Below are 12,736 nucleotides of genomic sequence, written 5' to 3'. Positions count from 1 at the left end.
GGACTCCTTGCCCGGATCAACAGCCGACCGCCGGCGAAGGCGCTTCCCGGCGCCGTTCCCGATCGCCCGGTTCCTGATCGCCCCGTTCCCGATCGCCTCGTTCCTGATCGCCCTGGCGTTGGCCCTGGCCGCGTGGGGCACCCCGGCCTTCGCCACGTCCCCGCGGACCGGCACCACCATCGCCGTCCACGACTCGGCCCCCGGCCCCGCGGCCGCCGCGTCGCTGCCGTGCGACATCTATGCCGCCGGCGGAACGCCGTGCGTGACGGCCCACTCCACTACCAGGGCGCTCTTCGCGGCGTACGACGGACCGGTGTACCAGATCCAGCGGTCCTCCGACCACGCCTATCGCGACATCGGGCTGCTCGCCCCAGGCGGGTACGCCGACGCCGCCTCCCAGGTGTCGTTCTGCGCGGGCACGTCGTGCACGATCACGAAGATCTACGACCAGACCACCCGCCACAACGACCTGCCGATCTCCTGGGGCGGCTACTGGAAGGGGTCCGGTCCGAGCGGATCGGACGTGGGAGCCGACGCCATGGCCCTGCCGGTGACCGCGGGCGGCCACCAGGTCTTCGGCGTCAAGGTCACCCCCGGTGTCGGTTACCGCATCGACCACGCGAGCGGCGTTGCCACCGGCTCCCAGCCCGAAGGCATCTACATGGTGACCTCGTCGAACTTCACGAACCAGTGGTGCTGCTTCGACTACGGCAGCGGCGAGAACTCCCACACCGACACCGGCAACGCCACCATGAACGCCATCTACTGGGGCAACGCCTGCTGGTTCGGCGGCTGCACCGGCAGCGGCCCGTGGGTGGAGGCCGACCTGGAGAACGGCATGTTCCACACCAGCACCGGCTCCAACAAGGACCCGAACAACCAGGGCGTGCACCACCCGTTCGTCAGCGCGTGGCTGAAGAACAACGGCACCAGCAACTTCACCCTCAAGTACGGCGATGGTGCAGGCGGTGGACTGACCACCACCTTCTCCGGCCCCCTTCCCAACGGCTACTCACCGATGAAGGTCGACAATTCCGTCCTCCTCGGCACCGGCGGCGACAACAGCGTGTCGGGACAGGGCGAGTTCTTCGAGGGCGCGATGACGGCGGGTTACCCCTCCGACGCCACCGAGAACGCCGTCCAGGCGGGCATCACCGCCGCCGGGTACGGGACGTCGGGCGGCGGGGGCGGCACCACCGGTGCGCTGCACGCGGTGGGCGCGGCCAAGTGCCTGGAGGTACCGGGCAGTTCGACGACACCGGGCACCCAGACGCATATCCGGGACTGCTCCGGCGGGGCCAACCAGACCTGGTCGCAGACCGCCTCCGGTGAGCTGAGTGTCTCACTGGCAGGCAGCCGCCTGTGCCTGGACGCCTCCGGGCAGGGCACCAACCCCGGCACGAAGGTCATCACCTGGACCTGTAACGGCCAGACCAACCAGCAGTGGACGCTCAACGCCAACGGCACCGTCACCAGCGCCCAGTCCGGGCTCTGCCTGGACGTGTCGGGCGCCGCCACCGCCAACGGAACCCCCGTACAGCTGTGGACCTGCAACGGCCAGTCCAACCAGAAATGGACGCTGAGCTGACCCGGTGAGCCAACGCGCCCGACTCCGGGGCGGGGGCATCGCGCCGCCGCCCCGACTCAGGAGGATCGGATGAGGATGACAGCGAGACCCGGCATTGCGGCCCTGGTGACCGGCATCGTCATGACACTCGTGCTGGCGCTGGTCACGACGGCGCCGAGCCAGGCCGCCTCGGGCACGTCGCTGAGCGTCGACCTGGCCTCGCCCCGGGGACCGTCGACCGGCGTGGGGGAGGGGTTCCTGTACGGCGTCAGCCAGGACGGCACCCAGCCCGTCGACCAGTTCCTGCAGCCGCTGGGGATCAACGCGTTCCGCGGCGGCGGATGGTTCTCCGGCGGTTGGATCAGGGACGGCTACCAGTACGGGTCGGCGACCCGGGCCGACCTCGACTCGATCACCGCGCAGGCCCGGCGGCTCACCCGGCCGCCGTACCACGCGCAGTACCAGGTGCTGGTCAGCGACATCTACGGCGCCAACGGCGGCCAGCCCTCGGACACCAGGTATCCGTGCGACAACGGCGACTGCTCGAACTGGATCAGCTTCATCGACGCCACGGTGGGGGCCCTGCAGGCGTCGGGGCTCACGTTCTCCTACGACATCTGGAACGAGCCGGACATCTCCGTGTTCTGGACCCGGGGTGTCAACAGCGCGCAGTACTTCCAGATGTGGGACACCGCCTACCGGGAGATCCGCCGCATCGCCCCCGGGGCGCAGATCGTGGGGCCGTCCCTCGCGTTCACCCCGCAGCGCAACCCGGGGGAGTGGCAGACCTGGCTCGCACACGTGAAGGCCGCCGGCACCGTCCCCGACATGATCAGCAACCACAATGAGGGTGACGTCGACGACCCCGTCACCGTCGCCCAGAGTCTGCGCAACGCCCTGAGCTCGGCGGGCATCGGCCCGCTGCCTCTGTCCTCGAACGAGTACCAGCCCGCCGACCGGCAGACCGCCGGTGTGACGGCCTGGTACCTGGCGCGGTTCGCGCAGTCCGGATACACCAATGCCATGCGCGGCAACTGGGTGTGCTGCGTCACGCCGAACCTGACGGGAGTGCTCACCCAGAGCGGGGGCACCTGGCAGCCGACCGGCAACTGGTGGGCGCTTCGGGACTACGCCGACATGACGGGAACCCTCGTCGGCACCTCCGGGCAGGTCGGCTCCACGGCCGTAGCCGCCTCCGAGGACTCCGCCGCCAAACGCGCCGTGGCGCTCATCGGCGACTCCAACGGGTACACCGGCGCCGCGTCCGTGACCTTCGACGGACTGTCCTCCGTGCCCTGGCTGACGAACGCGGGCAGCGTCCACGTCACCGTGCACCGCATCCCGGACCAGGCACCGCTCGGTGCGCCGCAGACCGTGTACGACCAGAACGTGAGCGTATCCGGTGGCTCGCTCACCGTGCCGCTCACCTTCCAGGGTGCGCACGAAGCGTTCGCCGTCTATCTCACCCCGGCCTCCTCCGGCGGCACGGGCTTCCCGGACGGCTACCACCCACTCGTCGTCGCCGACGACAACCTGTGCCTGGACGTCTACGGCAACTCCACCGCGGCGGGCGCCGTGGTCGACCAGTGGACCTGCAACGGGCAGGACAACCAGCGGTTCCTGTTCGTGCCGGCCACCGACGGCTACGGCGAACTGCGCGCCCAGCACTCCGGCCAGGACGTGGCGGTCACCGGCGCATCCACGACGCCGGGCACCCCGGACATCGTCCAGCAGGCCCCCGGCACGTCCGCAACCGCCCTCTGGCTGCCCGTGCGCCAGTCCGACGGCTCCTACGCCTTCCAGAATCGCAACAGCGGCCTGTGCCTGGACGTCTACGGCGCCGGCAGTACCCCAGGACAGCAACTGGACCAGTGGCAGTGCAAGAACGCGCCGGGCACCAACCAGGACTTCGTCGTCCGCTGACACCGCACCCGACGCGGACCCCACCGACCTGCGAAAGGAACCCACCGTGTCAGCAATCAGACGGCTGCTGCGGCGCCTGCGCGCCTCGACCGCCGTGCTTACGGGCCTCCTCCTGGCCGCCGGCGGCCTTGTCGGCACCGTCGCCGCCCCGGCGCACGCCGCCACCTCGATCACCATCAACGGGGCATCCGGCGGACGGACCTTCGACGGCGTCGGCGCGATCAGCGGAGGCGGCGGCAACAGCAGACTCCTGATCGACTACCCCGAACCCCAGCGCGGCCAGATCCTCGACTACCTCTTCAAGCCCGGCTACGGGGCCTCCCTGCAGATCCTCAAGGCCGAGATCGGCGGGGACACCAACTCCACCTCCGGCGCCGAGCCGAGCCACCAGCACACCCGCTCCGACCTGAACTGCGACCGCGGCTACGAATGGTGGCTCATGGAGCAGGCCAAGGCCCGCAACCCGGACATCAAGCTCTACGGCCTCGCCTGGGGCGCGCCGGGCTGGATCGGAGGCGGGAACTTCTGGTCCACCGACATGGTCAACTACCTGGTCTCCTGGCTGGGCTGCGCCAAACAGCACGGCCTCGCCATCGACTACCTCGGCGGCTGGAACGAACGCGGCTACAACGTCTCCTGGTACGAGCAACTGCGCAGCGCGCTCAACTCCAACGGCTACGGCAGCGTCAAGATCGTCGCAGCCGACTCGGACTGGACCGTGGCCAACGACGTCAACTCCAACTCCGCGTTCGCCGCCGCGGTGAGCGTCATCGGCACGCACTACCCCTGCGGTTACCGCTCGTCCCAGTCCAACTGCTCGGTGCCGTCGGCCGCCACCTCCTCCGGCAAGCCCCTGTGGGCCAGCGAGAACGGCTCGGACGACTACAACGGGGGAGCGCCCGCCATGGCCCGCGGCATCAACCGCGGATACATCGACGGCCGGATGACCGCGTATCTCAACTGGCCGGTGGTCGCCGCGATCACGCCGAACCTGCCGTACCCCACCATGGGCCTCGCCCTGGCCTCCCAGCCCTGGTCCGGGCACTACACGATCGGCAAGAACACCTGGGTCATGGCGCACACCAGCCAGTTCACCGCCCCGGGCTGGAAGTACCTCGACGCCTCCAGCGGCTACATAGGCGGCAACCGGAACAACGGCAGCTACGTCTCGCTGAAGTCCCCGAACAGCTCCGACTACTCCACCGTCATCGAGACGATGGACGCCGGCAGCGCCCAGACCCTGAACTTCGACGTCGCCGGAGGCCTGTCCAGCGGAACCGTCCACGTCTGGTCGACCGACGTGAACTCGTCGAACCCGGCCGACTACTTCGTGCACACCGCCGACGTCACCCCCTCCGGCGGAGGCTTCAGCCTGGCCGTGCAGCCCCATCGCGTCTACACCCTGACCACCACGACCGGGCAGGGCAAGGGCAGCCCCGCCCAGGGCGCCATGAGCCTGCCGTACAGCGACACCTTCGACGGCTACGCCACCGGCACCGAGGCGAAGTACCTCATGGACTGGCAGGGCGCCTTCGAGGTGACGGCCTGCGGCGGCGGCCGCGGCGGCAAGTGCGTGCGTCAGATGAGTCCCCAGAAACCGATCACCTGGGACGCGCTGTCCGATCCGCACGCCCTGCTCGGCGACGTGGGCTGGAGCAACTACACAGTCTCCTCCGACGTGCTGCTCGAACAGCCGGGATACGCGGAGCTGATCGGCCGCGCGAACGGCCAGGACTACAGCAGCACCGGCGGACTCGACGCCTACCACCTGCGGGTGAGCGACACGGGTGCCTGGTCGATCCTGAACTCCGACACCAGCGGCACCGCCTCCACCCTCGCCCACGGCACGACCACGGCACTGGGCACCAACCGGTGGCACACTCTCGCGCTCAGCTTCTCCGGGACCACCATCAGTGCCGTCATCGACGGTTCCACGGTCGGCTCCGCCAACGACCGCACCTGGGCCGGCGGACAGGTCGGCTACGCGACCGGCCAGGGCGAGACGGCACAGTTCGACAACCTGTCCCTCACCCCCGGCAGCGGCGGCGGAGGAGGCGGCACGACCGGCCCGATCGTCGGGGCCGCCTCCGGCCGGTGCGTGGATGTGCCCAACCAGTCGCAGACCTCCGGAACGCAGGTGGAGCTGTGGGACTGCAACGGCGGCAGCAACCAGCAGTGGACCAGCACACCGGCCGGTGAGATCCGGGTCTACGGCAACGCCTGCCTGGACGCGGCGGACAGCGCCACCAGCCCCGGCACCAAGGTCGACATCTCCGGGTGCACCGGCGGCAGCAACCAGAAGTGGACGCTCAACGCCGACGGCACGATCACCGGCGCCCAGTCCGGCCTGTGCCTGGACGCCACCGGCGCGGGAACGGCCAACGGCACCCTGCTGGAGCTGTGGACCTGCACCGGTGCCGGCAACCAGACGTGGAGGCGTGAGTAACCGGTACCGGCCGAGAACGCCACCCTGCCAACGGACCTGGAAGGACCCGCATGACTTCCTCCCCCCGCCCGATCAGCCGGCGCCGCATGCTCGCGGCGACCGGCGCGGCCACGGCCTTCGGCCTGCTGCGGTTCGCACCCCAGGTCGCGGCCACCGACGGCCCCGCGAGCTACACCGCGAGCTGGTCCTCCGTGGACCAGCACCCGCCGTCCCCGGCCTGGTTCAAGGACGCCAAGTTCGGCATCTACTACCACTGGGGCGCCTTCAGCGTCCCCGCGTACGGCAACGAGTGGTATCCGCGCAACATGTACATCGGCGGCTCGAACGAGAACCAGCACCACATCGCCACCTACGGCGACCCCTCGGTGTGGCCGTACCACAACTTCATCGACGGCGCCCGCGACAAGGCCGGCAACTTCGTGCAGTTCGCGCCCAGACTGGCCTCCCAAGGCGGCAGTTGGGACCCCGACGCCTGGGCCCGGCTGTTCAAGTCCGCGGGCGCCCGGTTCGCCGGCCCGGTCGCCGAGCACCACGACGGCTTCTCGATGTGGAACAGCCGCGCCAACCCGTGGAACTCCGTCCAGCACGGCCCCCGGCTCGACCTGGTCGCCCTGCACGCGCAGGCCATCCGCGCCAAGGGTCTGAAGTTCATGGCCTCGCTCCACCACGCCTACCACTTCAACGGCTACTACGACCACGTGCCGTCCCAGTCCGACCCGGCCCTGCGCATCCTCTACGGACAACAGGGCTCGGCGGCCGAGAACAAGCTCTGGTACGACAAGCTGGTCGAGGTCATCGACGGTTACCAGCCCGACCTGCTCTGGCAGGACTTCGACCTGAACCTGGTGCAGGAGTCCTACCGGCTGCAGTTCCTCGCGCACTACTACAACCAGGCGGTCGCCTGGAACAAGGACGTGGCCGCGACCTACAAGGACGGCCTCGACAACAAGGGCGAGGTCTTCGACTTCGAGCGCGGCGGCCCGGCAGGACTGCTCACGCCCTACTGGCTGACCGACGACAGCATCTCCTCCTCCAGCTGGTGCTACACGGTGGGCATCGGCTACTACACGACGCAGGCGCTGCTGCACTCGCTGATCGACCGGGTCAGCAAGGGCGGCACCATGCTGCTGAACATCGCCCCGATGGCCGACGGCACCATCCCCTCCGCACAGCAGTCGATCCTGCTCGCCATGGGGGACTGGCTCGGCCGCTTCGGAGAGGCGGTCTACGGCACCCGCTCCTGGTCCGCCTACGGCGAGGGCCCCACAAAGATGGGCGGAGGCTCCTTCAGCGGACCGGTGGCAGGCAAACCGCAGGACGTCCGCTTCACCCGCAGTCAGGACAACAAGGTCCTCTACGCCACCACGCTGGGCTGGCAGGGGGCGACCACGACCATCACCACACTGAACTCCAACCAGATCAACCTCAGCAGTCTGACCGGCGCCCAACTGCTGAACAACGCCGCCGGTACCTACGTCAACCTGCCGGCACCGACCCAGGACGCCTCCGGCCTGCACCTGACCATGCCCTCGACGAACCCGCCGTTCACCGCCCTGGCGTACACGGTCAAGCTCACCTTCTCCGGTGACATCCCCGTCCTCGGCGCACCGGGCGGCTCCACGACCTGGGTGAAGATCGCCAACGTGACCAGCGGCCTGGTGCTCGACAGCGGGGGCAACGTCGCCTCCGGCTCCAACCTCAAGCAGTGGAACTACGACGGAAGCGCCAACCTGCAATGGCAGTTCGTCGACCTCGGCAACGGCTACCACCGCATCATGAACCGCGCCAACGGCCTGGCCGCCGACAGCTGGGGCAACGCCGCCAACGGCGCTCCCGCCCGCCAGGAGGCGTGGAACGGCGGCAACAACCAGCAGTGGTCGCTGAACAGCCTCGGCGACAACCGCTACCAGATCATCAACCGCGGCACCGGCACGGCCTTGGACGGCAGCGGCAGTACCGCGGTGGGGTCGTCCACGGTGCTGTGGACACCGAACTCCAGCACCAACAACCAATGGACGATCACCGGCGTGTGAACCACGCCGGGAGTCGACGTGGTTCACAGTCATCCCTCGAGACCGGAAGAAGGAGTGCATGAAACACAAACCGCTCTTACTGCCCGTCGTGGCGGCGATACTTCTCGTCCTGTCAGCTGCCGGCACCTCGTTCGGCAGGAGCGCCGCCGCACCCCCGTCGGTCACCGCGGCCGCCGGGTCGACGGCCGGCTGCGGCAAGGCCCCGGCCCTGACGAGTGGCAACCACACCATCCAGAGCGGTGGGCAGACTCGCAGCTATATCCTCCGGATCCCCGCCGGCTACGACACCAACCACCCCTACCGGCTGATCTTCGGCTTCCACTGGCGCGGCGGCACGGCGGCCGACGTCGACTCCGGCGGAACCGACGGATACAACTGGTCCTACTACGGCCTGCGGCGCCTCGCGGACAACGCGAACAACAGCACGATCTTCGTCGCCCCCCAGGGCATAGGCAACGGCTGGGCCAATTCCGGCGGTCAGGACGTGGCCTTCGTCGACGCGATGGTCAGCCAGATCGAAGCAGGCCTGTGTGTCGACACCACCCAGGTGTTCTCTGCGGGCTTCAGCTACGGCGGTGCGATGTCCTACGCCCTCGCCTGCGCACGGGCAGGCGTCTTCCGCGCGGTCGCGGTCTACTCCGGCGCGAACCTGAGCGGCTGCAACGGCGGCACCCAGCCCATCGCCTACATGGGCCTGCACGGCCTCAGGGACAACGTCCTGCCCATCCAGTCGGGACGGGACCTGCGCGACACCTTCGTCCGGACGAACGGCTGCACCCCGCAGAACCCGCCCGAACCGGCTTACGGAAGCCTGACCCACATCATCACCACCTACTCCGGATGCCGGTCCGGCTACCCCGTCGTGTGGGCGGCGTTCGACGGAGCGGGCCACGACCCCGGCCCCATAGACGGTTCCACCGGTGACGGCTGGCGCACCTGGACGTCGGCCGCGGTGTGGCAGTTCTTCACCCAGTTCGGCTCCAGCACACCACCGCCCCCGCCGTCCGGCAGCCAGGAGATCGTCGGCCAGCAGTCCGGGCGCTGCCTCGACATCAACAACTCCACCACCGCCAACGGCACCCAGGCACAGCTGTGGGACTGCAACGGCGGCTCCAACCAGCGGTGGACCCTTACCGCCGCCAAGCAACTGATGGTCTACGGCAACAAGTGCCTGGGCGTGGGCCAGGCCGCGGGCAGCGGCACCCCGGCGGCGATCTGGGACTGCAGCGGGCAGGCGGACCAGCAGTGGAACGTCAATGCCGACGGCACGATCACAGCGGCACAGTCGGGACTGTGCCTGGACGCCAGCGGCCAGGCAACCGGCGACGGGGCGAAGGTCCAGCTGTGGACCTGCACGGGCGGCGCGAACCAGCACTGGCGCCTGATGAACTAGGGCGCGGCCAGGCACGGCGCAGAGCCCGGCCGGGGGCCGGCCCCCGTTCGCTATGCCTGTGCGGTGTTTGATCGCAGATGCTCGCGGAGCCAGTGCTCGGTGTTGCTGACGTGCAGCAGGGCCGCGGCCTGGCTCACCGCGGCGTCGCGGGTGCGGAGGGCGTTGTAGATCGCCTCGTGCTCGGCGAGGGTCCGCCCGGCGGACTGGTCGTCCAACTGGCCCCGCCAGATCCGGGCGCGCAGGGTACGGCCCGAGATGCCCTCGAGCAGGGTGAGCAGGCTCTCGTTGCCGGTGGCCGCCACGACCGAGCGGTGGAAGGCCGCGTCATGGACGTTGAGCCGCTCCACGTCGTCGCTCGCCTCCCGCATCGCGTCCAAGTGGCCCTTGACCTCGGCCAGTTGGTCGTCAGTGATCCTGGCGGCCGCCAGTCCGGTGGCGAGCGGTTCGAGCAGCCGCCGGACCTCCATGAGATCCAGCAGGGCGCCCGTGTCGCTCTGGAGGAGCTCCACGGCGCCACCAAGTCCCTCCAGCAGCAGGCTGGGCTGGAGACTGGTCACGTACGTGCCGTCGCCTCGCCGTACCTCAAGCACCCGGGCCACGGCCAGTGCCTTGACCGCCTCGCGTGCGAGGTTGCGGGAGAGGCCCAGCTGCGCGGCGAGCTCCGGCTCCGGGGGCAGCTTCGCGCCCGGCGGCAGCGCGCCGGAGCGGATGAGCTCACGGATCTGCCCGATGGCCCTGTCTGTCAGGGACAACGTGAGCTCCTTCCGTGAGCGCGCGGTGTGGTCCGGTGCGCGAGTGACCGGGGCGGCGCGTCGAGTGTGGCGCCGATGATACCGGGGAGGCCATGGCGGGTCCGCCGTCGGTGTGTGCCGCCGCCCCATGGTGCGTCGCGGGACGTTGGTGAAGCCCTTTCGGACCCCGAAACATTGTATGTTTGCCGGTGAATAAATGGCAGCAGATGGCGTATGTCGGTACAAAATCCCAGGTGAGAGCCTGTTTTCATCCCTGCACGCCCGTTGACATGGCGGCGACATATGGCGGACCTTCTTCCGTAACAACCGGCGCGGCGCGTGGTGACTGTCGCGCCGGTCCCGCCTCTTCCGTCTGCCTCCGTCCGACACAGGGATGCCCCCATGCCCAGTTCGATCAACAGACGTCAGTTCCTCGCCGGCGCCACCTGCGTGGCCGCGGCGGCCGTCGCGGGGGGAGTGTTCGGCGCCGGCACCGCGCAGGCCGCCCCCAGCACCTACACGCCCGCGTGGAGTTCGGTGAACCAGCACCCGCCCGCCCCGGAGTGGTTCCAGGACGCCAAGTTCGGCATCTACTTCCACTGGGGCGTCTTCAGCGTCCCCGCGTACGACAGTGAGTGGTATCCCCGCAACATGTACATCGCCGGGAGCAACGCCAACACGCACCACATCGCGACCTACGGCGACCCCTCGGTATGGCCGTACCACAACTTCATCAACGGAGCGAACGACAAGTCGGGCCACTTCACCCAGTTCGCACCCAGACTCAAGTCCGCCGGAGGGAACTTCGACCCCGACGAGTGGGCCCAGCTCTTCGTCGACGCCGGAGCGAAGTTCGCGGGACCCGTCGCGGAGCACCACGACGGATTCTCCATGTGGGACTCGCAGGTCAACGAGTGGAACTCGGTCGCCAAGGGCCCCAAGCTCGACCTGCTGAAGCTGTTCACCACGGCGATCCGCGCCAAGAACCTCAAGCTGCTGGTGGCGATGCACCACGCCTACAACTTCAACGGCTACTACGACCACGTGCCCGCCCAGACCGACCCCAGCCTGAAGAAGCTCTACGGACAGCTGGGCTCCACCGCCGAGAACCAGCTCTGGTACGACAAGCTCAAGGAAGTCATCGACCGCGCCCAGCCGGACATCCTCTGGGAGGACTTCGACCTGAGCAAGGTCGACGAGACACAGCGCCTGAACTTCCTGTCGTACTACTACAACCAGGCCAACTCCTGGGGCAAAGAGGTCGTCGCCACCTACAAGGACGGCTTCAACGGCCACGGCGAGGTCTTCGACTACGAGCGCGGCGGCCCGGCCGACCGGACCGCGCCCTACTGGCTCACCGACGACAGCATCTCCAGCTCCAGCTGGTGCTACACGCAGGGGATCGGCTACTACAGCGTCCAGCAGATGCTGCATTCCCTGATCGACCGGGTCAGCAAGAACGGCAACATGCTGCTGAACATCGCGCCGATGGCCGACGGCACGATCCCCCAGGGGCAGAAGGACGTGCTGCTCGGTATCGGCGACTACCTGAAGCGCTTCGGGGAGTCGATGTACGCGACCCGCGCCTGGACGCAGTACGGCGAGGGCCCGACCCGGATGGGCGGGGGCGCGTTCACCGCCCCGCTCGTCGGCACAGCACAGGACATCCGCTTCACCCGCAGCAAGGACAGCACGGTGCTGTACGCCACCCTGCTGGGCTGGCCAGGCAGTTCACTGAAGATCAAGACGCTCGGCTCGGACCGCATCAACCTCTCCTCGCTCACGTCGGTGAAGCTGCTCGACTCGACCGCCGGCACCTACATCAACCTCGCCGCGCCGACGCAGGACTCCTCCGGGCTGACCGTGACGCTGCCCTCCTCGGCGCCGTACACCGCGGGCGCCTACGTCCTCAAGCTCAGCTTCTCCGGCTCGATCCCCCCGCTGCGGCCGGCGGTCGGTGCCGTGGTCTACCAGGACATCAACTACTCGGCGAACTACGCGGTGCTCGACCCCGGCACCTACACGGCAGAGCAGCTGCAGCTGGCCGGGGTGGACGCCCAGAGCATCTCCTCCCTGAGGCTGGCGGCCGGGAACCAGATCGTCGCCTACAGCGGTGACAACTTCACCGGCACCTCCTGGACCTTCACCGCCGACAACCCCGACCTCAGGGTCACCGGCCAGAACGACCAGATCACCTCCCTGAAGGTGCAGTTCAATCCGGCCACCTACTTCCGCATCACCAACGTCACCGACGGTCTGGCCCTGGACAGCGGAGGAAACGTCGCGTCGGGATCCAACCTCAAGCAGTACACCTGGGACGGCAGCCCCAACCTCCAGTGGCAGCTCGTGGAGGTCGGCGGCGGCTACTACAAGCTGGTCAACCGCACCAACGGCATGGTCGCCGACGGCGGGGGTGCCACGTCCAACGGCTCCCCGGCCCAGCAAGCGGCGTGGAACGGCAGCAACAACCAGCAGTGGACGGTCACCCACCGCGGCGAGGGCATGTGCACCATCGCCAACCGGGCCACCGGCCTCGTCCTGGACGGCGGCGGGAACGTGGCCTCCGGCTCCGTCACCAAGCAGTGGGGCTACGGCAGCAGCACCAATCTGCTGTGGACCTTCACCGCCCAGTGACAGGGGTGT

Annotated in this window: 7 protein-coding genes; 6 read left to right on the top strand and 1 reads right to left on the bottom strand. The window is 68.8% G+C overall.

Translation table 11 applies throughout. The annotated features are described in order from the left end of the window. Positions 1-7: 7 nt before the first annotated feature. The 5 genes from ACZ4N4_RS27070 to ACZ4N4_RS27050 all read left to right on the top strand — a co-directional run bounded on the left by ACZ4N4_RS27070 (position 8) and on the right by ACZ4N4_RS27050 (position 9,362). Entirely contained in the window at positions 8-1,588 is a 1,581-nt protein-coding gene (locus ACZ4N4_RS27070; protein ID WP_467593106.1) for an arabinofuranosidase catalytic domain-containing protein, read from the top strand. Between the two features lie 69 nt (positions 1,589-1,657). Beyond that, on the top strand, positions 1,658-3,490 hold the full coding sequence (locus tag ACZ4N4_RS27065; RefSeq protein WP_467593103.1) for an RICIN domain-containing protein: 1,833 nt from the start codon (positions 1,658-1,660) through the stop codon (positions 3,488-3,490). A gap of 46 nt (positions 3,491-3,536) precedes the next feature. Next, positions 3,537-5,936, top strand: coding sequence for a ricin-type beta-trefoil lectin domain protein (locus ACZ4N4_RS27060; protein ID WP_467593100.1), 2,400 nt, complete (start codon positions 3,537-3,539; stop codon positions 5,934-5,936). A 50-nt stretch (positions 5,937-5,986) separates the two neighbouring features. After that, positions 5,987-7,969, top strand: coding sequence for an alpha-L-fucosidase (locus tag ACZ4N4_RS27055; RefSeq protein ID WP_467593097.1), 1,983 nt, complete (start codon positions 5,987-5,989; stop codon positions 7,967-7,969). A 58-nt stretch (positions 7,970-8,027) separates the two neighbouring features. Further along, positions 8,028-9,362 carry a ricin-type beta-trefoil lectin domain protein gene (locus ACZ4N4_RS27050; RefSeq protein ID WP_467593094.1) on the top strand — a complete coding sequence of 445 codons (1,335 nt, stop codon included), beginning with the start codon at positions 8,028-8,030 and terminating at the stop codon, positions 9,360-9,362. Positions 9,363-9,412: 50 nt separating this feature from the next. Here the strand turns inward: ACZ4N4_RS27050 and ACZ4N4_RS27045 are convergent, their stop codons facing one another. Then, positions 9,413-10,114, bottom strand: coding sequence for a FadR/GntR family transcriptional regulator (locus ACZ4N4_RS27045; RefSeq protein WP_453579066.1), 702 nt, complete (start codon positions 10,112-10,114; stop codon positions 9,413-9,415). A gap of 381 nt (positions 10,115-10,495) precedes the next feature. On the opposite strand from ACZ4N4_RS27045, the gene ACZ4N4_RS27040 reads away from it, so the two are divergent. Then, complete coding sequence (locus ACZ4N4_RS27040) at positions 10,496-12,727, top strand: alpha-L-fucosidase (protein ID WP_467593091.1); 2,232 nt, start codon at positions 10,496-10,498, stop codon at positions 12,725-12,727. Positions 12,728-12,736: the final 9 nt, after the last annotated feature.

The sequence above is a fragment of the Streptomyces sp. NPDC026538 genome, assembly GCF_055567535.1.
Note: the sequence above shows the minus strand (reverse complement) of the source record. Positions and strands in the feature narration are given on the sequence as shown.

Coding starts and splice junctions, on each gene's coding strand:
- ACZ4N4_RS27065 (WP_467593103.1), top strand. CDS start 1,658: ATGAGGATGACAGCGAGACCCGGCATTGCGGCCCTGGTGACCGGCATC.
- ACZ4N4_RS27055 (WP_467593097.1), top strand. CDS start 5,987: ATGACTTCCTCCCCCCGCCCGATCAGCCGGCGCCGCATGCTCGCGGCG.
- ACZ4N4_RS27050 (WP_467593094.1), top strand. CDS start 8,028: ATGAAACACAAACCGCTCTTACTGCCCGTCGTGGCGGCGATACTTCTC.
- ACZ4N4_RS27040 (WP_467593091.1), top strand. CDS start 10,496: ATGCCCAGTTCGATCAACAGACGTCAGTTCCTCGCCGGCGCCACCTGC.